The organism is Roseomonas sp. AR75 (assembly GCF_005222815.1).
GTDB lineage: Bacteria > Pseudomonadota > Alphaproteobacteria > Acetobacterales > Acetobacteraceae > Falsiroseomonas.
This window is the reverse complement of sequence record NZ_STGB01000005.1, coordinates 113,892-139,388: the sequence shown is the minus strand read 5'-3', so window position 1 is coordinate 139,388 and position 25,497 is coordinate 113,892. Positions and strand designations below refer to the sequence as shown.

General features: G+C 71.2%; 23 protein-coding genes. 9 read left to right on the top strand and 14 right to left on the bottom strand.

What is annotated here, in order from left to right; genetic code table 11:
* Nucleotides 1–28: 28 nt before the first annotated feature.
* Entirely contained in the window at nt 29–757 is a 729-nt protein-coding gene (ctrA, locus tag E4T13_RS20295; protein ID WP_137180173.1) for a response regulator transcription factor CtrA, read from the bottom strand.
* Between the two features lie 171 nt (nt 758–928).
* On the opposite strand from ctrA, the gene E4T13_RS20290 reads away from it, so the two are divergent.
* The 4 genes from E4T13_RS20290 to E4T13_RS20275 all read left to right on the top strand — a co-directional run bounded on the left by E4T13_RS20290 (nt 929) and on the right by E4T13_RS20275 (nt 3,666).
* On the top strand, nt 929–2,227 hold the full coding sequence (locus E4T13_RS20290; protein ID WP_137180172.1) for a FliI/YscN family ATPase: 1,299 nt from the start codon (nt 929–931) through the stop codon (nt 2,225–2,227).
* Nucleotides 2,217–2,606, top strand: a complete 390-nt coding sequence (locus E4T13_RS20285) for a flagellar FliJ family protein (RefSeq protein WP_137180171.1) — start codon at nt 2,217–2,219, stop codon at nt 2,604–2,606. The genes E4T13_RS20290 and E4T13_RS20285 overlap by 11 nt, the downstream gene beginning before the upstream one ends.
* Nucleotides 2,607–2,659: 53 nt before the next feature.
* Entirely contained in the window at nt 2,660–2,986 is a 327-nt protein-coding gene (locus E4T13_RS20280) for a hypothetical protein (protein WP_137180170.1), read from the top strand.
* A 191-nt stretch (nt 2,987–3,177) separates the two neighbouring features.
* A complete protein-coding gene (locus tag E4T13_RS20275) occupies nt 3,178–3,666 on the top strand; it encodes a cupin domain-containing protein (protein ID WP_137180169.1) in 489 nt (162 codons plus the stop codon).
* 42 nt (nt 3,667–3,708) lie between these two features.
* On the opposite strand, the gene hppD is transcribed toward E4T13_RS20275, so the two are convergent.
* Both hppD and phhA read right to left on the bottom strand, forming a co-directional pair.
* A complete protein-coding gene (gene hppD, locus E4T13_RS20270; RefSeq protein ID WP_137180168.1) occupies nt 3,709–4,818 on the bottom strand; it encodes a 4-hydroxyphenylpyruvate dioxygenase in 1,110 nt (369 codons plus the stop codon).
* Nucleotides 4,819–4,829: 11 nt separating this feature from the next.
* Nucleotides 4,830–5,666, bottom strand: coding sequence for a phenylalanine 4-monooxygenase (gene phhA / locus E4T13_RS20265; protein WP_137180167.1), 837 nt, complete (start codon nt 5,664–5,666; stop codon nt 4,830–4,832).
* A gap of 112 nt (nt 5,667–5,778) precedes the next feature.
* Here phhA and E4T13_RS20260 point away from each other — a divergent pair, with 112 nt between their 5' ends.
* Entirely contained in the window at nt 5,779–6,258 is a 480-nt protein-coding gene (locus E4T13_RS20260; protein WP_137180166.1) for an Lrp/AsnC family transcriptional regulator, read from the top strand.
* Nucleotides 6,259–6,263: 5 nt separating this feature from the next.
* Here the strand turns inward: E4T13_RS20260 and E4T13_RS20255 are convergent, their stop codons facing one another.
* Nucleotides 6,264–7,385, bottom strand: a complete 1,122-nt coding sequence (locus tag E4T13_RS20255; protein WP_137180165.1) for a M20 family metallopeptidase — start codon at nt 7,383–7,385, stop codon at nt 6,264–6,266.
* A gap of 81 nt (nt 7,386–7,466) precedes the next feature.
* On the opposite strand from E4T13_RS20255, the gene E4T13_RS20250 reads away from it, so the two are divergent.
* The gene (locus tag E4T13_RS20250) at nt 7,467–8,441 is read left to right on the top strand and encodes an NADPH:quinone reductase (protein WP_137180164.1); all 975 of its coding nucleotides are present in this window, start codon (nt 7,467–7,469) and stop codon (nt 8,439–8,441) included.
* A gap of 20 nt (nt 8,442–8,461) precedes the next feature.
* Complete coding sequence (locus tag E4T13_RS20245; RefSeq protein ID WP_137180163.1) at nt 8,462–10,531, top strand: hydantoinase/oxoprolinase family protein; 2,070 nt, start codon at nt 8,462–8,464, stop codon at nt 10,529–10,531.
* Nucleotides 10,532–10,685: 154 nt separating this feature from the next.
* Here the strand turns inward: E4T13_RS20245 and E4T13_RS20240 are convergent, their stop codons facing one another.
* Complete coding sequence (locus E4T13_RS20240) at nt 10,686–12,506, bottom strand: hydantoinase B/oxoprolinase family protein (RefSeq protein WP_137180162.1); 1,821 nt, start codon at nt 12,504–12,506, stop codon at nt 10,686–10,688.
* Between the two features lie 85 nt (nt 12,507–12,591).
* Here E4T13_RS20240 and E4T13_RS20235 point away from each other — a divergent pair, with 85 nt between their 5' ends.
* The gene (locus tag E4T13_RS20235) at nt 12,592–14,352 is read left to right on the top strand and encodes a hydantoinase B/oxoprolinase family protein (protein WP_137180161.1); all 1,761 of its coding nucleotides are present in this window, start codon (nt 12,592–12,594) and stop codon (nt 14,350–14,352) included.
* Nucleotides 14,339–16,375, top strand: coding sequence for a hydantoinase/oxoprolinase family protein (locus tag E4T13_RS20230; RefSeq protein ID WP_137180160.1), 2,037 nt, complete (start codon nt 14,339–14,341; stop codon nt 16,373–16,375). Before E4T13_RS20235 ends, E4T13_RS20230 begins: the two co-directional genes overlap by 14 nt.
* Before the next feature lie 59 nt (nt 16,376–16,434).
* Here E4T13_RS20230 and E4T13_RS20225 read toward each other — a convergent pair whose 3' ends face one another.
* The 9 genes from E4T13_RS20225 to E4T13_RS29975 form a co-directional block, all read right to left on the bottom strand.
* Nucleotides 16,435–17,208: a transporter substrate-binding domain-containing protein gene (locus E4T13_RS20225; RefSeq protein ID WP_170985109.1), complete on the bottom strand. Its 774-nt coding sequence runs from the start codon at nt 17,206–17,208 to the stop codon at nt 16,435–16,437.
* A 14-nt stretch (nt 17,209–17,222) separates the two neighbouring features.
* Complete coding sequence (locus E4T13_RS20220; RefSeq protein WP_137180158.1) at nt 17,223–18,005, bottom strand: amino acid ABC transporter ATP-binding protein; 783 nt, start codon at nt 18,003–18,005, stop codon at nt 17,223–17,225.
* Nucleotides 18,002–19,255, bottom strand: a complete 1,254-nt coding sequence (locus tag E4T13_RS20215; RefSeq protein WP_137180157.1) for an amidohydrolase family protein — start codon at nt 19,253–19,255, stop codon at nt 18,002–18,004. Before E4T13_RS20215 ends, E4T13_RS20220 begins: the two co-directional genes overlap by 4 nt.
* Nucleotides 19,252–19,905, bottom strand: a complete 654-nt coding sequence (locus E4T13_RS20210) for an amino acid ABC transporter permease (protein WP_137180156.1) — start codon at nt 19,903–19,905, stop codon at nt 19,252–19,254. The genes E4T13_RS20215 and E4T13_RS20210 overlap by 4 nt, the downstream gene beginning before the upstream one ends.
* Before the next feature lies 1 nt (nt 19,906).
* Entirely contained in the window at nt 19,907–20,695 is a 789-nt protein-coding gene (locus E4T13_RS20205) for a polysaccharide deacetylase family protein (protein ID WP_240791223.1), read from the bottom strand.
* A 77-nt stretch (nt 20,696–20,772) separates the two neighbouring features.
* On the bottom strand, nt 20,773–21,264 hold the full coding sequence (locus E4T13_RS20200; protein WP_137180155.1) for an ureidoglycolate lyase: 492 nt from the start codon (nt 21,262–21,264) through the stop codon (nt 20,773–20,775).
* A complete protein-coding gene (locus tag E4T13_RS20195; RefSeq protein ID WP_170985108.1) occupies nt 21,261–22,709 on the bottom strand; it encodes an FAD/NAD(P)-binding protein in 1,449 nt (482 codons plus the stop codon). The genes E4T13_RS20200 and E4T13_RS20195 overlap by 4 nt, the downstream gene beginning before the upstream one ends.
* A 295-nt stretch (nt 22,710–23,004) precedes the next feature.
* On the bottom strand, nt 23,005–24,471 hold the full coding sequence (locus tag E4T13_RS20190) for an amidohydrolase family protein (RefSeq protein ID WP_170985107.1): 1,467 nt from the start codon (nt 24,469–24,471) through the stop codon (nt 23,005–23,007).
* On the bottom strand, nt 24,471–25,496 hold the full coding sequence (locus E4T13_RS29975; protein WP_170985106.1) for a hypothetical protein: 1,026 nt from the start codon (nt 25,494–25,496) through the stop codon (nt 24,471–24,473). Before E4T13_RS29975 ends, E4T13_RS20190 begins: the two co-directional genes overlap by 1 nt.
* Nucleotide 25,497: the final 1 nt, after the last annotated feature.

The following is a 25,497-nucleotide window of genomic DNA, read 5'->3' as shown; positions in this document are numbered from 1 at the left end:
CAGTGCGGCGCGGCGGGGCCAGGCAGGATCAGGCGGCGGCGATGGCCGGGCGTTCCGCGGGCGGCAGGCTGATGCGCCCGTGGGCGGCGGGGTCGCGCAGCACATAGCCGCGGCCCCAGACGGTGCCGATCAGGTCCGGCGCGCCGGCCTGGGCGAGCTTCTTGCGCAGCTTGCAGATGAAGACGTCGATGATCTTCACCTCCGGCTCGTCCATGCCGCCGTAGAGGTGGTTCAGGAAGGCCTCCTTGGTGAGGACCACGCCCTTGCGCAGGGTGAGCAGCTCCAGCACCGCGTATTCCTTGCCCGTCAGGTGGACGTTGTGCCCCTCCACCATCACCTCGCGCGAGCCGAGGTTCAGCGTCAGCGGGCCGACCGTCAGAGTCGGCTGGCTGAAGCCCTTGGCGCGGCGGACGATCGCCTGGATGCGCGCCACCAGCTCCTGCTGGTCGAAGGGCTTGGTGATGTAGTCGTCGGCGCCCATGCCGAAGCCGCGCACCTTGGCCTGCGGCCGGGTGAGCCCGGACAGGATCAGGACCGGCGTCTCGATCCGCGAGGCGCGCAGGCGCCGGACCACCTCATAGCCTTCCATGTCGGGCAGCATGAGGTCCAGAATGATGATGTCGTAATCATACAATCGCGCGAGTTCCAGGGATTCTTCACCTGTGTCGGCAGTGTCCACAATCATGGACGCAGCCTTCAGCGCGAGCGACACGCCACGGGCGACAATCGTATCGTCTTCAACCAAAAGGACACGCATTGAGGGTACTCCCACATCCCACGCGTGCAGTGTTACCACTTCCAGGTTGAAAGGGAAGCCATATTTTTAAGAAAAAAGCTAATCGCAAGGTAAAAATGATGAAAAAAAGCGACAATGAATCGTAAACTGGTAATCCCACCAATTGCCGCAAAGGCGTCGCTTGCCAGGGCAATGCTCGCGCAGGTTGAGCCGTCTGAATCGCGCGGTCAGCTTCGTGCCTCCGGGCCGCTCGGGCTTGAGATCGTCGGATTCCGCCCGGCCCCCCTCGCGGGTGACCGGATCGCAGCCGTTCCAGGCGATTCGCCGCTGCTCGCCGAGATCGTCTCCGTCACGCCCGAGGCGCAGCGCGCGACCACGCTCGGAACCGCCTTCCGCGCCCGCGCCGGGCAGGACGTGCGGCTGCTCGGCCCTGCCAGGCTCGACGTCACCGAGCATTGGCTCGGTCGCGTGGTGGATCCGTTGGGCGCGCCACTCGATGGCGGCGGCAAGCTGCGGCGCGGCGGCGCGCCGCGGATGGTCGTGGCGCCGCCGCCCGCCCCCGGGCGCCGCGGGCGTCTCGGCGCGCGGATCGCGCTTGGCGTGCGCGCGCTCGACCTGTTCTGCACCATGCGGGAGGGGCAGCGGCTGGGTCTCTTCGCCGCCTCCGGCATCGGCAAGTCCACGCTGCTGGCGATGCTGGCCGGCGCGCCCGGCTTCGACGTGGTGGTCCTCGGCCTGGTCGGCGAGCGCGGGCGCGAATTGCGGGAGTTCCTCGAAGACGATCTCGGCCCGGAGCGCCTGGCGCGCAGCGTCGTGGTCTGCGCCACCTCCGATTCCGCGGCGCCGCTGCGGCGGGAAGCGGCGCTGGCCGCGATGACCGTCGCCGAGCATTTCCGCGACCGGGGACAGCGCGTGCTGCTGCTGCTGGATTCCGTCACCCGCTTCGCGCTGGCCTGCCGCGAGATCGGGCTCGCCGCCGGCGAGCCGCCGGCGACGCGCGGCTATCCGCCCAGCGTCTTCGCGGAACTCCCGCGCCTGCTGGAACGCGCCGGGCCGGGCGAGGAGGGCAGCGGCTCCATCACGCTGCTGGCGACCGTGCTGGTGGAGGGCGACGACCATGACGAGCCCGTCGCGGACGCGGTGCGCGGCATCCTGGATGGCCATGTCGTGCTGGACCGCGCCATCGCGGAGCGCGGCCGCTACCCCGCGGTCGACGTGCTGCGCAGCCTCTCCCGCACGGTCCCCGGCTGCCTCTCGGCGGAGGAGGCGGCGCTGATGCGCCGCGCCCGCGCCGTGCTGGCGCTGGCCGCCGAGATGGCGGACATGGTGCGCCTCGGCGCCTATCGCCCGGGTACCGATGCGGCGGTGGACGAGGCGCTGCGCCTGGCGCCGCGGATCGAGGCGCTGCTCGCACAGCGCAAGGACGAGCCGCGCCCGGACCTGCCGGATAGCTTCGCCCGCCTGGCAGAGGTGCTGGCGGATGGCGCGTGACCCGCTGGCGATGCTGGCGCGGCTGCGCCTGACGCAGGTGGCGGCAGCGCAACGGGAGATGGGCGCGCGCCGGGCGGAAGCCGACGCCGCGGCGGCGCGTGCGGCCGCTGCGGCGCAGGCGCTGCTCGCCGAGGGCGCGGCCGCGCCTGCCGACTACGCCGCCTTCCTGCCGCGCGCCCGCGCCGAGCGCGACGCCGCGGTGTCTGCGACGCAGCGCGCCGAGGCGGCGCTGGAACTGGCGCGGACCGGCCTCGCCGAGGCGCGCACCGCGGAACGCGCCGTGCAGGAGGTGGCGGCGCAGCGCCGGGCAGCCGCGCGGAAGAAGGCCCGTCAACGGGAGCAGGCGCTTATCGACGACTGGGCGCCGCGGCCGCTCTGATGCTCTGGCGCGGCGCCGCCGCATGGTCCAGCATCGGCCCCGGAGAGACCCCGATGCGATCGCGCCTTCTCGCCTGCCTGATCCTGCTCGCCGCACCCGCCGTGGCGCAGACCCTGCCTACCCCGCCCGCGGAACGCGAGCCGAACGCCGCGTCCGTGCGCGAACGGGAAGCGGCTGCGGGCGTCGCGCCGACCGCGCAGCAGCGCCAGCAGGAAGGCGCCACGGTCAACCAGCTGTTCCGCGACCTGACGGGCACCAGCCCGAACGCGCCGGTGGCGCCCATGGCGCCCTCCGGCCCGCCGATGTCGCAGGAAGGCGCGGCGGTGAACCAGCTCTACCGCGACCTCACCGGCCAGAACCCGAACACGCCGCCGCGCTGAGGCGCCGGCCGCGTCGCCCCGACCGGCGGCCGTGGCGCGGCGCGGGCGGAGCGTATCCTGCCCTCGTCGCGCCGCGGAGGAGATGCTTCGCCTCCGCCCGCCGTAGCCGGGACAACGGGAATCTTGTGCTGCGCATGTGCATTGCGCGCTCGCGCCCTGGCGCCTTTTCTCCGCGCCGAAGGAGCACGACCATGCCGCATGACGGACACGACCACACGAGCATTCCCCAGGATGGCTGGAAGCACAGCGGCGTCCGTGTGATCCCGGCGGGCAGCCTGGATACCAACACCGCGCAGACACCGGGGATGAACCGCGCCGCGGCGATCAACGCGGCGCGGGTCGGCGCGCAGAAGATCTGGGCCGGCACCGTGCACATCCACCCCGATGCCAAGACCGGCGCGCATCATCATGGCGCGCTGGAGAGCGTGATCTACGTGGTGCGGGGACGCGCGCGGATGCGTTGGGGGGAGAAGCTGGAATTCGTCGCGGAAGCCGGCCCCGGCGACTTTATCTACGTGCCGCCCTATGTCCCGCACCAGGAGATCAACGCCAGCAGCGACGAGACGCTGGAATGCGTGCTGGTGCGCAGCGACAACGAGGCGGTGGTGGTCAACCTCGACATCGAGCCGGTGGAGAAGCCGGAGGGCGTTCTCTGGGTGGACCCGATCCACAAGGCGTGACGCGCGCTCCCTCCCCCGGATCGCGGGGGAGGGAGCACAGGCCTACGCCGCCGCGGGCTTCAGCACGCCGCGGCGGATCTGGTCGAGCTCGATGCTCTCGAACAGCGCGCGGAAATTGCCTTCGCCGAAGCCCTGGTCGCCCTTGCGCTGGATCAGCTCGAAGAAGATCGGGCCGATCACCGTGCCGGTGAAGATCTGCAGCAGCCGCCCGCCTTCCGGCGTCGGCGCGCCATCGGTGAGGATGCGGTTCTTCGCCAGGCGGGCGATTTCCTCGGCGCCGAGGTCCGGCATGCGCTGCGTCAGCAGCTCGTAATAGGTGTCCGGCGTGTCCATGAACTGCACGCCGCCGCTGCGCATCGCCTCGACACTCGCGAAGATGTCGGTGGTGCCGAGCGCGACGTGCTGGATGCCCTCGCCGCCATAGGCGCGCAGGTATTCCTCGATCTGCGACTTGTCGTCGCTGCTCTCGTTGATGGGGATGCGGATCTGGCCGCAGGGCGAGGTCAGCGCGCGGGATTTCAGGCCCGTCAGCTTGCCCTCTATGTCGAAGTAGCGGATCTCGCGGAAGTTGAAGAGCTTCTCGTAGAACTGCCACCACACATCCATCCGGCCGCGATGCACGTTGTGGGTCAGGTGATCGATCACGGTCAGCCCGTTGCCTGCGGGCTTCGGGTCGCGCAGACCGGTCCAGCGGAAATCCACGTCGTAGATGCTGCCATTCGCGCCGTATCGATCCACGAAATACAGCAGCGATCCGCCGATTCCCTCGATCGCGGGGATGTTCAGCTCCATCGGTCCGACCCTGCCCGTCACCGGCTTCGCGCCGAGCGCGATGGCGCGGCTGTAGGCCTGCGCGGCGTCCGCCACGCGGAATGCCATGGCGCAGGCCGAAGGGCCGTGCACGCGCTGGAAGGATTGCGCGAAGCTCTCGGGCTCGGCGTTGATGATGAAGTTGATGTCGCCCTGCCGCCACAGCGTCACGCGCTTGGAGCGGTGCTGCGCGACGGCGGCGAAGCCGAGGCTGGCGAGGACGCTTTCCAGATAGGGGATGTCGGGCCCGGTGAACTCGACGAATTCGAAGCCGTCGGTCCCCATCGGGTTGATGTCGCTGATCTGGCCGGCGACGTCGGTGCGGTCGGGCGGGATGTCCATGGTGCGTCTCCTCAGGCGTTGATGTCGGTGGGGTCGGCGGCGCCGGGCGAGATCGGCGTGGCGTCGCGCGCGGCAGCAAGCAGGTCCGGCAGCCGCGCGGCGCAGGCGAAGAGCGCGGCGTAGTCCTCGATCACGAAATAGGTCGGCTGCAGCCGGTCGATCTCGTATTCGCTGCGCAGCACCCGCGCCGGATCGAAGCGGAGGCGCCGCGGCACGGCGCTTTCGGTGGCGTGCACCGTCTCCTTCGCGGAGGAGAGGATGCCGGCGCCATAGGCGCGGATCGCGCCCTGTTCGCGGATCAGCCCGAACTCCACCATGTGCCAGTAGAGCCGCGCGAGCGGCTTCAGCGCGCCGATGCGCGCGGCATGGGCGCCGAGCCGGCCATACTGTTCCAGGAAGCCGGCGAAGACCGGCTCGCCGAGCAGCGGCACATGGCCGAAGAAGTCGTGGAACACGTCGGGTTCCACCACATAGTCCAGCTCCTCCGGCCGGCGGATCCAGACCGTCACGGGGAAGCGGCGCGCGGCGAGGTGGTCGAAGAAGGCGCCGTCCGGGATCAGGCCCGGCACGCCGATCAGCGACCAGCCGGTGCGGGCGCGCAGCGTGTCGGAGATCGCGTTGAAATCGGAGATGCCGCCGGCGACGTCGAGCCGCGCCAGGCTTTCGCGATAGGCGCGCGCGGCGTGGCGCGGCAGCAATGCGGACTGGCGTGCGTACAGCGTCCGCCAGGTCGCGTGGTCGGCTTCGGGAATGGCAGCGTGGTTCTGCGTCACAACGAAGCCGTCATTGGCGCTGGCATAGTCGCCGCGCAGGCCCGCTTGCAGCACAATCGGCTGGTGAAGGGTCATGTCGTGAAGCCCCTGGACGTTCCGGCAATTGGATAACGCAGGGGAGGCAGCGGATGGCGCCTATCTGAAGCGGATTCCTGGCTATCGGAGCATGAATTCGCTATAATGGCGCATGTCTGTAGCGAATTCCTCCACGCCCCTTGATGATGCCGATCGCCGCATCCTGCGCGTGCTGCAGCGGGACGGGCGCATCGCCGTGACGGCGCTCGCCGAGCAGGTGGGGCTGTCCCCCACGCCCGTGCTGCGCCGGGTGAAGCGGCTTGAGGAGGCGGGCGTGATCGCGCGCTACGCCGCGGTGCTCGATCCCGCGCGCGTCGGCCTGCCGATCCAGGCCTTCATCCAGGTCGGGCTTTCATCGCATGCCGAGGATGTCGTCGCCGCCTTCCACAAGGCGCTGTCGGCGCGGGAGGAAGTGCTGGCCGCCTGGGCGATGAGCGGCGACATGGACTACATGCTGCATGTCGTCGCCGCCGATTTCGACGCCTATGCGGAGTTCGCGCTGAAGGCGCTGCTGCGCATGCCCGGCGTGAAGGAGACCAAGAGCGCCTTCGTGCTGACCGCGCTGAAGCCGCCCGGCGCGGTGCCGGTCTAGTCGCGCTACTCCAGCGTCTCCAGCAGGCGGCGCATCAGCCGTGCGCGCGGCACGAGCGACTCCACATAGAGCTGTTCGTAATCCGTGTGCCCGCCCTTGCCGTCCACGCCGAGGCCATCCAGCGTCGGGGCGATGTCGGCGGTGAAGTTGCCGTCGCTGCCGCCGCCGGTCTTCAGGTCCTGCAGCGCGAAGCCGATCTCCGCGGCCAGGCCCTTCGCATGCTCGAACAGCGCGGCGATGCCGGGCAGCTTCTCGTACGCCGGGCGGTTCATGCCGCCGGTCACGATCACCGTCACGTCCGGGCCGATCGGCTTCAGGCCCGTGACCTTGGCGACCATCTCCTCGGCGATGGCGGGCGAGGGCACGCGCATGTCCACCAGCGCATGCGCTTCCTCCGCCACCACATTCGCACGCGTGCCGCCGCTGATCTTTCCCACATTCAGGGTGATGCCGCGGTCGTAATCGGTGAAGCCGTGCAGCACCAGGATCTGCCGCGCCAGTTCCTCGATCGCGCTGCGGCCATCCTGGTGCCGGCTGCCGGAATGCGCGGGGCGGCCCTTCACATGGATCTCGAACCGCGCCGTGCCCTTGCGCGCCGTCACGATCTTCCCGCCTTCCCGCGCCGGCTCCGTCACCAGCACGTATTTCGCCTCGCTGGCCAGCTTGCGGATCAGGTCCACGCTGGTCGGGCTGCCCACTTCCTCGTCGCTGGTGAACAGATGCGTGACCGGCAGCGCGACGTTCTGCCGCTCCGCGATCAACTCGCGCAGCGCGGCGAGCGCGATATAGGCGCCGCCCTTCATGTCGTAGATGCCGGGGCCGAAGGCCGATCCGCCCTCCACCCGGAAGGGCATATGCTTCAACGAGCCGAGCCCGTGCACCGTGTCGAGATGCGACATCACCAGGATGCCCTTCTCGCCGGGCGTGCCCCAGGGGCTGCGGACGATCAGATGGTCGCCGAAGCCGTCGCGGCCGGGAATGCGCTCGATGCGCGCGCCAAAAGCCTCGGCCTCCGCCGCGACCTTCGCCACCAGCGCCGAGACGTGATCCGGCGCGTCGGTGGGTGTCTCGATCTCCACCCAGTCGCGGATGCCGTTCAGCAGCGCATCGGTGGTGAATTCGGCCATGCTGGTCTTTCCTTCGCGACGGGATAGGCTGCGCCGATCACAACAGGCCGCGCGCCGCGCGGCAAGGCAGCGGGGTGTGCCATGCGCGCGATCCAGTGGCGCCGCAACGGGCCGGCGCGCGAGGTGCTGGAACTGGTGGAGGTGCCGCGGCCGGAGCCAGGCGCCGGCGAGGTGCTGGTCCGCATCCACGCCTCGGGCGTGAACCCGCACGACACCAAGGCGCGCGCTGGCTGGCGGGGCGCGGTGCATGCCGGTGGTCCGATGATCCCGCACAGCGACGGCGCCGGCGTGATCGAGGCGGTGGGTGCGGACGTGGACGCCGCCCGCATCGGCGAGCGCGTCTGGCTGTTCGGCGCGCGACACGGCAAGGGTACCTGCCGCGACTTCTGCACGCTTCCCGCATCGCAGGCGGTGGCGCTGCCGGAAGGCGTGGGCATGGCCGAGGGCGCGGCGCTGGGCGTGCCCTGCCTGACCGCGCATCTCGCGCTGTTCTCCGATGGGCCGATCGCGGGCAAGACGGTGCTGGTGCAGGGCGGGGCTGGGGCCGTCGGCATGGCGGCGGTGCGCTTCGCCTCCCGCGCCGGCGCGCGCGTGATCGCCACCGCCAGCACGGAGGAAAAGCGCGCCGCCGCGCGACAGGCGGGCGCGGCGGAGGCGCTGGACTACCGTGCGCCCGACATCGCCGCGCGCATCCTGGCGCTCACGAGCGGCGGTGTGGACCGCATCATCGAGGTGGATTTCGGCGCCAACCAGGCACTGGACGGCGCGGTGATCGCGCCGCATGGCGTCATTGCCGCCTATTCCTCCACGCGGGAGCCGAAGCCCGTGCTGGACTACTACGTCTTCGCCAAGAAGGCCGTCACGCTGCGCTTCGTGCAGGCGATGCTGCTGCATGGCGCGGCGCTGGAGGCCGCAGTGCGCGATACCTCCGCCGCCGTCGCCGCGGGCTGGATGCGCGTGCCCATCGCCGCGACCTTCCCGCTGGACCGCGCGGCCGAGGCGCATGAGGCGCTGGAAGCCGGCGCGATGGGCAAGGTGGTCGTGACGCTGGATTGAAGCTGACCTAGAATCCCGCCATGCCCTCAGATCAGCGCAGCAGCCAACCCGGTCCGCTCTCCGTCGCGGTGGATGCGGGGGGCACCTTCACCGATATCGTGCTGGTGGACCGTGGCAGCGGCCACCGCTGGGAGGCGAAGGTCCCCTCCACGCCGGACGACCGCTCCCGCGCCTTCGCGGACGGCATCGCCAAGGTGCTGTCCATCGCCGGTCGCGGCGCCGCCGAGATCACCCACGTGCTGCACGGCACCACCGTCGCGACGAATGCCATCCTGGAACGCAAGGGCGCGCTCGCCGGCCTGCTCACCACGGCCGGGCTGCGCCACGTGCTGGAGATCGGCCGCCACGACATCCCCCGGCACGAGAATCTGTATTCCTTCACCAAGCCCCGCCGCCCCATCCCGCCCGAGCAGGTGATGGAAGCGCGCGAGCGCTTGGCCGTGGATGGCAGCGTGGTCACACCGCTCGGCGAGGACGACGTGCGCGCGGCCGCCGCGGAGTTCAAGCGCCTCGGCGTGCAGGCCGTCGCCGTCTGCTTCCTGCACGCCTACGCGAACCCGGCACATGAGCGCCGCGCGGCGGAAATCCTGGCGCAGGAACTGCCCGGCGTGCCCGTGACGCTGTCCACCGAGGTCCTGCCGGTCTTCCGCGAATACGAGCGGACGATGGCGACCGCGCTGAACGCCTATGTCATGCCCGCCGTCTCCACCTATGTCCGGCGCATCGAGGACCGGCTGAAGCAATCCGGCATCGCCGCGCCGCTGCTGCTGATGAAATCCTCCGGTGGCGTGATCCGCGGCGCGGGCGCGGCGAAGCAGCCGGTGCAGACGGCGCTGTCGGGCCCCGCCGGCGGCGTGGTGGGCGCCCGCGCGCTCGGCCTGCAGGCCGGGCATCCCAGGCTTATCACGCTCGATGTCGGCGGCACCTCGGCCGACATCTCGCTGATCGATGGCGAGCCGCGGCTGACCACGGAAGGCAAGGTGGGCGACTGGCCGCTGACCCTGCCGATGATCGACATCCACACCATCGGCGCGGGCGGCGGCTCCATCGCGCGCGTCTCGCCGGAAGGCGCGCTGCTGGTCGGCCCCGCCAGCGCCGGCGCCGATCCCGGCCCCGTTGCCTATCGCCGCGGCGGCGAGGAGCCGACGCTGACCGACGCGAACCTGGTACTCGGCCGCCTGCCGCCCTCGCTGCTGGATGGCGCGATCACGCTGGACGTGGACGCCGCCGCGCGCGCCATCGAAAGCCGCGTGGCCCGGCCGCTCGGCCTCTCGCTGCATGACGCCGCGCGCGGCATCGTCGCGGTGGCGGACAACACCATGGCGGGCGCGATCCGCGTGGTCTCCGTGCAGCGCGGGCACGATCCCGTGGATTTCGCGCTGCTGCCCTTCGGTGGCGCCGGGCCGTTGCAGGGCGGCGCGATCGCGCGGCTGCTGGGCATGAAGCGCATCCTGGTGCCCGCACGCCCCGGCGTGCTCTCGGCCGAGGGGTTGATCGCGGCACCCTTGCGCAACGAATTTGCGCGCACGGTGATGCTGCGCGCGCCCATCGCCGACCCCGCGCCGCTCGCCGCCGCCTTCGGCGCGCTGGATGCGGAGGCCGCCGCCTGGCTGGTGGCGGAAGCGGTGCCGGAGGCGGCGCGCGAAATCCGCTGGCGTGCCGGCATGCGCTATGTCCACCAGGGCTTCGAGCTCTTCGTGGACTGGCCAGGCCGCAGCGCCGATCCCGCGACGCTCGCCGCCGCGATCGAGCGCTTCCACGACGAGCATGAGCGCCTCTACACCTTCGCGCAGCGCGACACGGCGGTGGAGATCGTGACGCTGGAAGTCACCGCCCTCGGCAGGTTGCCCGGACCCGTGGCGGAACGCATCGCGCCGGCGGGCGCAGTGGAGCCGGTGTCGCACGCGGTCGTGCAGTTGGACGACGGGGAAGCGCGCGTGCCGGTCTGGCGCCGCGACACGCTCGGCGCCGGCGCGGTGCTGAAGGGGCCGGGCATCGTCGTGCAGATGGATGCGACGACCTGGCTGCATCCGGGCGACGTCGCGACGATGGATGCGTATGGGAATCTGGTGGTGGAGGTTGCGGCGTAGAGCACGCCTTCCCTTGCAATTCGCTTCCCTCCCCCGCGTGCGGGGGAGGGTTAGGGTGGGGGCCGCGTCGTCCTGGGAAGTTGGCCCGCCGCCACATCCGAAGGTACGCTCCGCCCCCACCCCGACCCTCCCCCGCACGCGGGCGAGGGAGCAGTCAGCTCGCCATCGCCTCCCACCACGCATTTGCATCGCGATACGCCCCGTGCCGATGGAACATCCCTTCCACCTCCGGCCTACCCGCCCGCAGCGCCGCCGTCGCCGCCTCGTCCACCGCGCGATCCTTGCCTTCGCCCAGCACGACGCCATAGTCGTGCCGCGCCGCCTCCACACTCACGAACCCGCCCAGCACATCCTGCCGCACGCGCCAGGGCTCGCGGTCATACGGATGGCCCCACCCGCCGCCGCCGGTGCTCTCCATGCGCACGACATCGCCCTTCTTCGTCGGGATGCCCTGCGCCAGGCGCGGCAACTCGCGTTCCTCCGGCGTGCCGGGGTTGAGGATGAAGCGTCCTGGCCGCCCGCTCTGACCGCCCTTCACGCCCCAGGGCGGGTTCTCCACATTGTCCATGCGGGTGTTGAGCGTGGCGCCGTCCACCAGCACCTCCATCTCACGCACCATGCCGCAGCCGCCGCGCCAGCGCCCCGGCCCGCCGGAATCGCAGCGTATGGCATAGGTGCGGATGCGCACGGGGAAGTCGGTCTCCATGAACTCGATCGGGTAGTTCTGCTGCGCGACGTAGTAGATGACGTCGAGCCCATCGGCGAAGGGCCGCGCGCCCTGACCCGTGCCGTGCCCGCCGGATTTGTAGAACAGGCTGCCGTCATGCGGCTGCCGCCCGGTCAGCGTGTAGATCGTGTAGATCGAGCTCGCCGCAGGGCTGTCTCCGCCCGTCGCCTGCGCGATCAGCCCCAGGCAGCCCGAGACCACGCGCGCCAGCGAATTGGATCGCTGCCCCAGCGGCGCCGGCCAGGCGGGTTGGATGATCGTGCCGGTCTTGGTCCGCACATCGGCAATCGCCGTCAGCAGGCCCTCGTTCATCATCACGCTCGGGTCGTCGGCCAGCAGATAGAGACCGAACACCGTGTTCGGCACGGTCGGGTTCATCAGGAAGTTGATGGGGCCCTTGGCCTGCGGGTCGGACTCGGTCGTGTCCAGCGTGAAGCCGTCCTCGCGCGATTCCAGGGTGAAGCGCACCGTGAAGGGACCACCGCCCTTGCCGTCCGCATCCACACGGTCGGCGAAGCGCCAGGTGCCGCCCGGCGGGAACAGTTCGCGCAGCCGCCGGCGGAACAGGCGCGAGGTCTGGTCGATCATCGCATCCACGGCGCCGAGCAGCTTGCGGGTGCCGAAGCGCGCGAACAGCTCCTGCAGCCGCTTCTCGCCCAGCCGCACCGCCGCGGTCAGCGCGCGCGTATCCCCACGCGCGTGCTCCGGGAAGCGCGAATTGCGCACGAAGGTCTCGAAGAGATCGGTGTTCAGCACGCCTTCGCGGTACAGCCGCACCGGCGGGACGATGATGCCTTCCTGGAAGATGCTTTCCGTCCCGGGCGTGTTCGATCCCGGCCAGGCGCCGCCGATATCCCGGAAATGCGCCCAGCTCTGCGCGAAGGCCACCAGCTCGCCATCCACGAAGACGGGCGTCGCGAAGACCTGGTCCGAGGTATGGGAGACACCGCCGCGCGAGAAGTAGCAGTCATTGTACCAGAAGATGTCGCCGGGACGGATCTCCTCGGCCGGGAAGCGTTGCAGGATGGGCCGCAGCACGTCGCCGAACAGCGGCAGCTTCGTTCCGGTCACCAGCGTTCCGTCGGCCGCGTAGAAGCCGATGAAGTAGTCCTGCTTCTCCCGGATCACCGGCGACATGGCGGTGCGTTCCAGCAGCGCCTCGCACTCCGCCTGGGCCGAGCGCAGCGCGCCCTTGATGATCTCGACCGTCACCGCATCCGGCGCATGCCGCGTGCCCGAACCGTCCATCGATTGCCTCGCGCGTGAGGCGGCGAGGCTAGCGGCCCCGCGGGGGCTGTGCAACGCGCCGCGGCCAAGTGTAGCCTTCCACCTCATGGAAAGACGCTGCGATCCCGTCTCCCTCGAGGTCATCCGCGGCGCCGTCCGCGCCGCCCAGGCGGAGATGGAGGCGCTGATCGAGCGCACCGCCATGTCCGCCTTCATCCGCGAGAAGAAGGACTTCTATACGGCCTTGTTCGATGCGGATGGCGTGATGGCCGTGGGCTCCAACGTGCCGGTCTTCGGGGATGTGTGCGGGCCGGTGTTCCGCGATTTCCCGCCGGAGACGATGAAGCCGGGCGACGTCTATTGGTACAATGACTGCTACGGCTCCCGCGGTGCCGTCTCCCATTCCAACGACCAGGTGCTGCTCGCGCCCGTGTTCCATGAAGGCCGGCGCGTCGCGCTGGTGATGGCCTGGGCGCACTTCGCCGATATCGGCGGGCTGCGGCCGGGCTCCATCTCGCCCGACGCCACGGAAATCTTCCACGAAGGCATCATCATCCCGCCGACCAAGCTCTCAGACCAGGGCGTGGTGAACGAGGCGACTCTCAAGATATTCTTCCGCAATTCGCGCTGGCCGGCGGCCTGCCAGGCGGATCTGCGCGCGCTGCTTGCCAGCGTCGGCCTCGGCGCGACCCGCATGGCGGAGATCGCCGCACGCTTCGGCGCCGATGTGCTGGCCGACGCGCTGCGCCAGCTGCTCGCGCGCACCGAGGCGACGATCCGCACCAAGCTTGCGGACACCTTCCCGGTCGGCACGCACCGCTTCACGGACCGCATCGACGGGGACGGCAAGGGCAGCGGTCCGCTGGCGCTGCGCTTCGCCCTCACCCGAACGCCGAACAACCGCTTCGTCTTCGACGCCGAGGCGACGGACGACCAGTCGCCCGGCCCGGTGAACTACCTGATGAACCCGGATGTGCCGGGCATGGCGCTCGGCCTGTTCCTGCTGGGCGGCGATCCCACGCAGGTGACCAATGCCGGCGGCCCGCGCGCGATCGACGAGGTGAAGCTGCGCGAGGGATCGCTGCTGCAGCCGCGCTGGCCGGCGGCGCTCGGCATGCGCGGCCTGACGATGATGCGCATGCTCGCCGCGCTGAACGGCCTGGTTGCCGCCGCGGGCGGTCCCGCGCCGGCCGCGCATGCCGCCTATGTCATCCTGCTGCTGCGCGGCCTGGCCGGCGGAAAGCCCTTCCTGATGAGCGACGGCATCGGCGTGGGCTATGGCGCGCGCCCGTTCGCGGACGGCACCGACGCCGTCTATTTCGTCGCGCAGGAGAACTATCCCGTCGAGTTCCTCGAAGCCGAATACCCTGCGCGGCTGCTGCGCTATGGCGTGCATGAGGACAGCGGCGGTCCCGGCCGCCACCGCGGCGGCTGCGGCATCGTCCGCCACTACGAGATCCTGGCCGAGGAAGCCGTGCTCGCCGTGCGCATCGACGGCGTGCAATGCCCGCCCTGGGGCGTCGCCGGCGGGCAGTCCGGCCGGCCCGGCCGTGCCGTGGTGAATCCCGGCACACCGCGCGAGCGCGTGCTGGCGCCGCTCTCGGACGGCAACCGCCTGGTGCGCGGCGACATCCTGCTGATCGAGACCGGCGGCGGCGGCGGCCACGGCCATCCGTTCGACCGTCCGGCGCAGCAGGTGCTGGAGGATGTCGAGGGCGGCTTCGTCAGCGCGGAAGCCGCGCTGCACGACTACGGCGTGGTGATCCGCAAGGGCGTGCTGGACGAGGCCGCGACCGCAGCGCGCCGGCAGGACCGGCCGGCAGCGAAGGCGTTCCACCGGGTGAGCTACGCCGATGTCCTCGAATAGGCCGCGCGACCTCGTCGTCGCCATCGACATCGGCGGCACCTTCACCGACATCGCGCTGCAGGACCTCGCCAGCGGGCAGTCCTGGACCGCGAAGACGCCGAGCACGCCGCGCGATCCCTCGGAAGCCTTCCTCACCGGCCTGCGCCTGGCGGTGGAAGCGGCGCAGCGCGATGCGGCGGAGATCGGCCGCGTGCTGCACGGCACGACGGTCGCGACGAACATGATCCTGGAAGGCAAGGCCGCACCCGCCGCGCTCATCACCACCGAGGGCTTTCGGCACGTGATGGAGATCGGCCGGCAGGACATCCCGCGCGCCGCGAACCTCTTCGCCTGGGTGAAGCCCAAGCGCCCCGTTCCGCCCTCCCGCATCCTGGAAGTGCCTGGCCGCATCGCCGCCGATGGCAGCGAATTGCAGCCGCTGGACGAGGAGGCCGTGCGCCGCGCCGCCGCACGCTGCCGCGCCATGGGCGTGCAGGCCGTCGCCGTCTGCCTGCTGCACGCCTACGCCAATCCCGACCACGAACGTCGCGTGGCTGCCATCCTGCGCGCGGAACTGCCGCCTGAGGTCGCGGTCTCCGCCTCCACCGAAGTATTGCCGGTCATCCGCGAATACGAGCGGAGCCTCGCGGTCGTGCTGAACGCGCAGGTGATGCCCGCCGTCTCGACCTATGTCGGGCGTATCGAGCGGCGGCTGGAGGAAGCCGGCATCGCCGCGCCGCTGCTGCTGATGCAATCTAATGGCGGCGTCGCCGGCGCGCGGGTGATCCGCCGCGCGCCCGCGACCACGGCGCTGTCCGGCCCCGCGGCCGGCGTGGTCGGCGCGCGCGCGGAAGCGGCGGCGACGGGCATCGCGGATGTCATCACCGTGGATATCGGCGGCACCTCCGCCGACATCTCACTGATCAAGGGCGGCCGCATCGGGCTGACGCAGCATGGCCATGTCGGCGGCTGGCCGCTGCCGCTGCCGATGCTGGACATGGTGACGATCGGCGCCGGCGGCGGATCGCTCGCGCGCGTTGCCGATGGCGCGCTGACCGTCGGCCCGCAGAGCGCCGGCGCCGACCCCGGGCCCGCCTGCTACGGCCGCGGCGGCGAGCGCCCGACGACGACGGATGCGCATGTCGTGCTCGGCCACCTGCCGCCCCGCCTGCTGGGCGGACGCATGGTCCTGGACGCCGCGCGCGCGGACGCCGCTATGCGCACCCATGTTGCGGAGCCGCTGGGCATGTCCGTGCACGATGCGGCACGCGGCATGCTGACCATCCTCGACCACGCGATGGTCGGCGCGATGCGCGTGGTCTCGGTGGAGCGCGGGCATGATCCGCGCGATTTCGCGCTCGTCGCCTTCGGTGGCGCCGGCCCGCTGCATGGCGCCTCGCTGGCCGATCTGCTCGGCATCCGCACCGTCGTCGTGCCGCGTCATCCCGGCGTGCTCTGCGCGCAGGGCCTGCTCGCCGCCGATCTCGGCACGGAATTCACCCGCAGCCTGCCGCGCGGCCAGGCCACCGGTGACGCCGCCATCGCAGCGGCTTTCGCAGAACTGCAGGAACAGGCGCGTGCCTGGTTCGCCGAGGAAGCGGTGCCGGACGCCGCGCGCGTGCTGAGTCCCGTCGTGCTGATGCGCTATGCCGGCCAGGGGTCCGAGCTCGCCGTGCCATGGCGCGGCGCCATCACGACGGCCGAGGCCGATTTCGCCGCCGCGCATCGCGGCCTGTATGGCTTCGACCTGCCCGAAGGCACGCCGGAGCTGGTTACGCTGCGGCTGGAAGCCCGCGGCCGGCTGCCCGCCGCGCCGGCCATGCGGCTTGCACCCGGGACCGGCGCCGCGCCGGTCGGCCGCCACGTGCTGCATCTGCGCGACGGCAGCCGCGACGCGCCGTTGTATGATCGAGAGACGCTCGGCGCCGGGGATGGCTTCGAAGGTCCGGCCATCGTGATGCAGTTCGACGCGACGACGCTGGTCCCGCCCGGCTGGCACGCCCGCATGCATGAGTCCGGCGTGCTGCTGTTGACGCGCCCGTAGTCACGCTTGCGCAACGTGCTCCCTCTCCCGCGTAGCGGGGGAGCGTTGGGGTGGGGGCTTCACCCCGCCTGCGCGAACCACTTCGTGTCCAGCGACTGCAGGAAGCCGTCCGCCTGCATCGCCGCGATCTGCCGGTTGATCTCCGCCATCAGCGCCGTGTCCGTCTTGCGCGTGTTGATGCCGATGTCGCGCGCATCCCACACCGGCGAGACACCCAGCCGCACGCGCGCATTGCGCGCCACGTTCCAGCGCAGCACGGGCTGGGTGTTCACCACCGCTTCCGTCCGCCCCACCACCAGATCCTGCAGCGCCAGCGGAAACTCGTTGTAGGTACGGATTTCCTTCGGCGCCTGCGCGGCCGGCAGGTCGCGGACGAAGCGCTCGCCGGAGGTGCCGACCTGCACGCCCACCACGCGCCCCGCGAGGTCTTCCGGCTTGTCCAGCGCCAGGCCCGGCCGATACGCCGCCGCGATGCCCGTCTTGTAGTAGGGCGTGGAGAACGCGATGCGGTCCGCGCGATCCTGGGTCCAGGCCATGGCGGTGATCAGGCAATCCACGCGGCCCGATGTCAGCGCGGCGATCAGCCCGTTGAAGGCGATCACCTGCCACTGGATGCGCAGCCCCATGCGCTTGCCCATCTCCTCGCCGAGGTCCCGGTCGAAGCCGACGAGCTGACCATTCTCGATGAACTCGAAGGGCGGGAAGGCACCTCCATTGCCCACCACCAGGACGCCCGCGGCGCGCGCCTTGGCCAGGGCATCGGTGGCTTGCGCATGCACCGCGGTGGCGGCAAGCAGCGCGGCGGCGGTCAGCGTGGCGCGACGTGTCAGCATCGTTTGTCTCCTGCTCATGCGGTGACGGTTTCGGGCCGCAGCACGCGGCCCAGGAAGCTGCGCGTGCGTTCCTCGCGCGGACGGCCCAGCACCTCCTCGGGCGGGCCCTGCTCCACGATCACGCCGCCATCCATGAAGATCACGCGGTCGGCCGCCTCGCGCGCGAAGCCCATCTCATGCGTGACGACGAGCATCGTCATGCCGTCTTCCGCCAGGCGGCGCATCACCGCCAGCACCTCGCCCACCAGCTCGGGGTCGAGGGCGGAGGTCACCTCGTCGAACAGCATCACCTCCGGGTTCATCGCGAGCGCACGCGCGATGGCGACGCGCTGCTGCTGCCCGCCGGAGAGGTCGGCCGGATAGGCATCCACCTTGTGCGCGAGACCGACGCGGGCCAGAAGTTCGCGGCCCCCTGCCTCCGCCGCCTCGCGCTGCTGCCGCAGCACCTGCACCGGCGCCTCCGTCACATTGCCCAGCGCGGTCATGTGCGGGAACAGGTTGAACTGCTGGAAGACGATGCCGATGCGCCGCCGCGCCAGCGTCATCTCGCGCTCCGGCACGCGCCGCCTGGCGCCGCCGCGTTCCGGCCCCCAGCCGACATGCTGGCCCGCGACGATCACCTCGCCATGCTCGAAGGGCTCCAGCCCGTTCAGGCATTGCAGCAGCGTGGACTTGCCGCTGCCGGAGGGACCGATCACGCACACCACCTCGCCGCGCGCCACCTCCATATCCACGCCGCGCAGCACCGGCGTGGAGCCATACGATTTGTGCAGGTTGCGCACGATCACGGGCTTCATGGCGCCACCGCGCGCAGTGCCGGCGAGGTCAGCGTGCCGTCCCGCAGCAGGAAGGCGCCGGCGCCGACCACGTGCCGCAGGTCGCGCGGCCGCGCCGCCAGCAGCAGCCGCGCGGCAAGCTCTTCCGGCGCCGCGCGCACGAAGGCCGGCGCCGAAAGATCGAAGGCGATGAGATCCGCGACCGCGCCAGGCGCCAGCACGGCACCGCGGGTCGCCATGCGCAGCACCTGCTCCGGCGTGGGCCATTCCGCATCCGGCCGTCCCGCGCGCGGCAGCAGCAGTGCCAGCTTCGCCGCTTCCAGCATGTCCTGCGTGTCGTTGCTGCCCGCGCCGTCGGTTCCGATCGCCACGCGCACCCCGCGCGCCAGCGCGCGCGCGACCGGCGCGATGCCGCTGCCAAGGCGGAGATTGGCCAGCGGGTTGTGCACGAGCGTGGTGCCGGATTCAGCCATCCGGTCGAGCTCGTCGTCGTCGAGATGCACGCAATGCGCGTACTCGACATCAGGTCCCGCCATGTTGAGCGCCTCGAGCTGCATCACCGCCGGCCGGCCATAGCGCTCCAGGCAGCGCACGCGATCCATGGCGGTCTCGCACACATGCAGGTGCACGAAGCTGCCATGACGATGCGCCAGCGCCGCAAGCCCGCCCAGCAGCGCATCCGAGCAGCGCTGCGGCGCGGAGGGGCCGATCCCCAGCGTCGCGCCGCGGGGCGGATCGCGGAGAACCGCTTCGGCAAGTGCAAGGCACGCCGCTGCATCCATCGTCGGCGTGCCCGAAGGCGAGGGCAGGTCCCGCAGCATCACCGCGAGCCTGGCGCGCATGCCGCTCTCGCCCCAGGCGGCAGCGGCGACGGCCACCGTGTCGCGCGTCTGCGGCGACTGCCGGAAGTGGTCGGTCACGCGCACGGCGCCACCGCGGATCGCCTCGGCGGCGCAGAGCAGGATCGCCCGGCGGATCTCGGCTTCGGGCAGCGTGTCCTCGCCCGCCGCGTACTGCACGCCGAGCCAGCCATCGAGCCGCTCCATCGGCGCACGGCCGCGCGCCAGCGCTTCCGGCGAGTGGGTATGCGCATTGTCGAAGGCCGGCAGCAGCAGCAGGCGAGAGGCGTCGATCACCTCCGCATCGGCAGGCGCCTCGGCGGCATCCAGCCGCGCGACATGCCCCTTCTCCAGCAGGATGTCGGCCCTGCGCGGCTGCCAGTCTTCGCCGCCCGGCAGCAGCGTCGCGCCACGGAACAGCAGCCGGCTCATGCCACCCGCCACTTCGCTTCGAGACGGGCGACGAGCGCCACCAGGGGAAGGGTCATCATCAGATACATCAGTGCAACCCCGGCAAAGGGACTGAAGGTGTTGGCCTGCCAGGTCATCACGTCGGTGCCGGCTCGCAGCAGGTCCGGGATGGCGATGACGGAGACGAGCGCGGTGTTCTTCAGCAGCGTGATCGCCTCGTTGCCGATCGGCGGCAGCACGCGGCGCAGCGCCTGCGGCAGCACAATCCGCCGCATCGCCAGCGCCCAGCCCATGCCGAGCGAGCGCGCCGCGCGCATCTGGCCGCGATCGACGGAGAGGATGCCGGCGCGCACGATCTCGGTCACATAGGCGCCGTTGGTCACCGACAGCGCGATGATCGCGACGGTCTTCGCTTCCAGCAGCAGCCCGAGCGAGGGCAGGCCGTAACACAGGAACAGCAACGTCACCAGCAGCGGGATGCCGCGCATCAGCGTGGTGTAGGCGATGGCCGCGACGTTCAGTACGCGCATGCCGGAAACCCGCGCCAGCCCACCGAAAACGCCGATCACCAGGCCGAGCAGGATGGACACCGCGGCCAGCTCCGCCGTCGTCGCCGCGCCGCGCGCGAGCGCGGGCAGGGCGGCGACGAAGATGGGCCATTCGAAATCCATGTCAGATCACGCCCCGCGCATGGGCGGCGATCTCGCCCGGCCGGCAGAGCCAGATGCGGTCGCGCGCGCCGGCCAGATGCGCCAGCACGCGGCGCAGGTGACGCAGGCGGAAGGGGTGCCCCACCAGGAAGGGATGCAGCGAGAGGTTGAAGGTCAGCGGCCAGCGCGCCGACAGGCGCAGCGATTCCTCGAAGCCGTCGATCAGCGCGTCGGCCCAGACCGATGGCGGCCACTTCGCGGCATGCAGGCCCGGGATATCGTTGGTCGGGCGTGAATACGGAACGGTGATGAGATCGCGGCCGGATCGCGTCGCCAGCCGCGTCGGCTGGCAGTCATGCGTCCAGTCCAACACGTAGTCGAAGCCGGCTTCTGCCAGAAGGTCGGGCGTGACGGCGCTCTCCGCCACCCACGGTCCCATCCAGCCGCCCGGCGCGGCGCCTTCCTCCGCGGCGATGCGCGCGCGGCACGCCGCGATCATGGCGCGCTCGGTCGCCTCGTCCATGTCGCATTGCCGTTCCGCATTCGTGCGGCCATGGCTGACGACCTCGTCGCCGCGCGCGCGGAAGGCGCTCGCGATCTCCGGGCACAGGTCGTAGATCGCGGTGTTCAGCAGCGCTGCCGCCGGAACGGCGCTCTCCTCCAGCGCATCCAGCAGGTTCCAGACGCCGACGCGGTTGCCCCAGTCGCGGAAGCCGAAATTCTGCACATCCGGCTCGGGCAGCGGATTGACCAGCGGGATGCCCATGCCCTCGCCGAACGGGAAGGCCTCCAGATTCACCGCGACGAACACCGCCAGCCGCGCGCCGTTCGGCCATTCCCAGACCGGACGCTGCGCGATGGCGCTGTAGGGATATCGGCCGTGCGTCTTCAGGGCACGATCTCGAAGGCGAAGCCGTATTCGGTGTCCAGCCGCACCGTGTCGTGATCCACGATGTTCGTGTCGGCCAGTTCCAGGTTCAGGAAGTCCTGCTCCGGCGCCGCGAAATACGGCCCGGCATGCCAGGTGCCCCGCTTCAGCGCGAGCGCGACGTCGCCGCCGATGCGGAAGCAGGCGATCTTCTCCGGGTCCGGCTTCTCCGGCGCGTCGGGGTCCACCGGCGCGGCGAGGCAGACGAACCACTCCCTGCCCATCGTCGCGGCCAGGCATTGCGTGACCTTGCTGTGCCGCGTGATGGATTTCACCACCAGCCCGCGATTGGGCAGGCGCATGATGTAGAGCCGCGGCGTGCCGCCCGTCAGCTGCAGCGGCGCATCCGCGGGGCCGAAGGGCGTGCCGTCCTCGCCCGGCTCGATCAGCGTGCCGAAGGGCGCGATGGCCTCTGGCGTCGCGGCTTGTGGCGTGACCTTCACGATCTTCATGCGGCTTTCTCCGGCAGGTTGGCGGCGGGCAGGGTGAAGGGGCGCAACTCGGCATGCTCGCCGGTCAGCAAGGTGGTCCAGTCGGCCTCCTGCTGGTCAAGGAACAGCGCGCGCTTGATCCCCTCCACCATGCGCGGCGCGACGTATTTCATCGTGCTGACCGAGGACGCCACCGGCCCATGTGTCAGGTTCGCCGCGCTGATCATGGTGACGATGCGCGAGAGCCAGGGCGCGCTGCCGGGATCGCGCTCCGTGAACGCGCAGAAGCGGTCGAGATAGGGCGCGGCGCCCATGCGCGCATCCTCGGCGCCCGGCGGCGGCACGTATCGGTCGCGCCAGCGTGCCGCATGCTGCACCACCGCCGCGAGTTCGGGCCGCAGCGCGAGGTCGGAGACGAAGCCGCTGGCGATGGCGATCTGGTCGTAGAAGGCGCGCTGCCCGCCGCCTTCCACCAGGATCTCGCTGCCGGTCCAGCGCACGCTGTCCCAGGGGAAGCCGCAGCGCAGCACGAAGCCCGGGCGTTCCAGGCAGGCGTCGAAGGTGGGCTGCGGCGGCGGCTGGCCGATCTCGCGCAGATAGGACGTCACCTTCCACTTCTGCGCGTCAGGCAGGTCGAAGTAATGCGGCAGGTAGCCAGCATTCTCCATCCAGCGCCGCGGGTTGTCGCGCGGCAGCTCCGGGCGGCGCACCGCGACTTCCGCGCGCACCGCGCCCTGGTCCAGCGCGACGACCGCAAGATCGAAGGCCGAGGCGCCGGCGCCGAGAATACCCACGCGCTTGGCGCGGAACACAGCCGGGTCGAACACGTCCATCGCATGCACCACGCGGCCTTCCGGCAGGGCGCGTCGGATTTCCTCGGGGATCGCGTAGCCGCCGGCGCCCATCGCACCGGTGGTCAGCGCGACGGTGCGCGCGTAGCGGGTCTGCGGCCCCTCCGCGGTAGCGAATCCCAGCTGGAACAGCGTGTCGTTCACGGGCTGCAGCGATACCAGGCGCCAGCCATTCGTCACCGGCAGCGCCATCACGCGGCGGAACCAGTTCAGGTACTCCATCCACGCGGTGCGCGGCACGCGATACATCCGCGCCCACGCCTCCGCGCCGTGCTGCGCCTCCCACCAGGCACGGAAGGAGAGCGCGGGGATGCCGAGCTCCGGCCCCGACAATTCCTTCGGCGTGCGCAGCATGGACATACGCGCGAAGGTGACCCACGGCCCTTCGCGCCCTGGCTCCGCCGCATCGAACAGCGCGATGTTGGTCACGCGCTCACGCAGCAGCAGGCCGCCGACCGCAAGGCCGAACATGCCGGCGCCGATCACGGCGCAATCCAGTGGCACGCTGCCATCCGGCGCGCGGCCTGGCACCACCCAGTCGGCGGCGGGATAGGCGAGGATGTCGCGCTCGCGCGCGACCTGACGCTCGAGCGCGGCAAGACCGATGGCAGTCATCCGGGGTCTCCGGGGGATGGCGAAAGGGTGCGGCGAACCGACCGCGCGGCCCCTGCGGGACGCGACGGCGACAGAGTCAGCCGGCTGGTCGCCACCGCCCGCGGGCGCGGGCCAGCCCATGCGCGCGCGGCGGCCGGCCTGGACGCCGAAGGCGACCATGCGGGCGACAAGCGTTGAGGATGGCGAGCGCGTTCATCGTCGCGCACCGCGCAGCAAGCAGCATGCCAGCGTGGAATGGCCGCGCAGGCGCAGCATCCGGCGCGCGCTGGCGCATCCTTGGGCAGACGCTGCCGCCTCAGGCATCATACGCGGCCAGCAGCGCACGCCCCAGCGCCTCCACCAGCGCGGGATCGCGCGTGGGATGCCGCCGCGCGCCGCGAGCAGCCTCCACCGCCTCCGCTTCCGCATCCGACAGGTCGCAATGCGGGAAGGCACCGTCGCGATACAGCACGCGCCCGCCCACCATCGTCATGCGCACGTCGCGGCCGCTGGCGCGCGCCATCAGCAGGTCCGGCAGAGGCATGTCCGGATCGCACCAGGGCGCGGCGGCGGGGCGCGGATCGAGCGCGACGATATCGGCGGCGAAGCCCGGTGCGATGCGGCCGATCACGCCATCCAGCCCCAGCACGCGCGCGCCGGCCTCCGTGGCGATGGCCAGCCGCGCCGAGGCCGAGGGGGCCGGCGGGGAGGCCGTGGCGCGGCTGCCGGCCAGCGTGCAGAGCAGCCGCAACTCGCCCCAGGGATCGCGGTCGTCGTTCAGCTCGCAATCGTCGCCGCCGAGCGCGATGGGCACGCCCGCCGCGCGGATCGCCGCATAGTCCGGCACGCCGCAGCCGAGCCGGAGGTTGCTGCCGGGATTGGCGACCAGCGTGGTGCCGTGTTCGGCCATCAGCGCCATGTCGTCGGCGCCGAGGAACACGCCATGCGCGGCGCTCGCATTGCCATCCAGCACGCCAAGCGCGGCAAGCCGCCGCATCGTGCCTTCGGGGTACAGCGCCGCGCAGGCGCGCGCCTGGGCCGGGCTTTCCAGCAGGTGGAAATGCAGCGGCACGCCGCGCGCCTGCGCGGCCGCGGCCGTTTCGGCGAAGAGCGCGTCGCTCACCCATTGCGGCCCGGCCGGGCCAAAGCCGAGCGACAGGCGCGGATGGCCGGACCAGCGCGCGGCAAGCTGGTCGAAGATGGCGACGGCGCCGGCCGCGCTGCCGGGGAAAGGATGCCGCGTCAGCATCGCGGCCAGCTCGCGCAGCGCCGGATCGAGGCCTGCGAGGAAGGCGGCCTCGTCCGCCGCGCCCGGATAGACCAGCGCGCCGCGATCGGCGACGCCGATCATCACGGCGGCGCGCATCCCGGCCTCGTCGTAGCCGCGCAGCGTAGCGTCGAGTTCCCCGGCAAGGTCGCCGCCATAGGACCAGTTCGCGTGCAGCGTGGCCGTCACGCCGCTCGCGATCATGCGCAAGGCGGCGAGGCGCACCAGCGGGAAGGGATCGGGCGCGCCGCGCTTCCGTCGGCGATTGCCCCAGGCTTCCAGCCGGTCGTCATGGTAGCCCAGCAGCGCCTGCGACAGGCCGCGGCCATGCTGATGCGCGTTGACGAAGCCAGGCAGCAGCACCGTGTCGCCAAGATCGAGCGTTTCGTCCGCGGGCTGCTCCGCGGCACTGCCGGTCGCAGCGGTCACGCCGTCACGGATCAGCACGCGGCCGGGCATCTCCAGCGGCGCGTCGCCGCCCGGGATCAGCGCGGCGGCGCGCAGCAGCGTCGCCATCAGGCGGCGCCGGCGAGCTTCCGCGGCAGCACTTCCGCGAGCAGATCCTCCAGCAGTTCCGGCAGCGCCAGCGGCGTGGCGCCGCCGCCGCCGCGGCCGAAGGGGCCGGCGGCTTCCTTCGTCGTCACGCCCAAGCGGTCGGCCAGACGTTGCAGCGCATCGGCGCATTGCGCGCGCGTCGGCAGGGCGGTGATGCGGAGGTTGGGCGCGAGCAGGTCGTTGGCGCCGGTGAGTGCCAGTTTCTCCGTCCCCGCCAGCTTCGTCGCCGCGATGCCATGCGCCGCGCGTTCCTGCTTCGCGACCACGAAGGAACGGTGCGTCAGCCCCGGCGCCACCCAGGAGATGCGCGCGGCATAGAGATGCCCGAAGCGCGCGAGGGCCTTCGCCACCGTCTCCGCCATCGCGTTGTGCATCACCACATAGGCGCGCTTCTCGTTCGGTCCCCATTTCCACTTGGAAGCGGAGATACGCGTCGCGCTGTGATCGGCGCGCCAGGGCGAGACGGCGTTGCCGCGTTCCTCGAACAGGCCGGGATCGTCGTACTGCACGGCGGGCGAGACACCGCCGGGATAGGCGAGCATGTACTCGTATGGCACCAGCCCCAGCGGCTCGCTGATGACGGCGCGATGCACGACCGTGCCGGAGGGATGCACCAGCGGCGCCAGGCTGAACAGTGCCTCCGGCTCCTCGGCCTCGCGCAGCGACAGCAGCATCGGGTCGGCCGGCGCGGTCGGCGCGAAGCCGGCGGCGAGCAGCGCGGCGTTGATGCGCTTGTGCTCGGTGGACAGCACATAGGGCTTTGTCGCCGTGCAGGGCAGCAGCAGCAGCACGCGGCGGCCCGCGGGCAGCGATGGCGCGTAGTCCTTCAGGATGAAGTCGAACCACGCGGCGATGGAGGGGTGCGTGAGCGAATCCACATTGTCCTGCGGGCAGTACAGCGCGAGCGTCGGGTCCAGCGCGAAGGGCGGCTTGTATTTCGCGGCGGATTCCACCAGGCGGCGGTCGCGGTCGTCGGTGGTGACCATC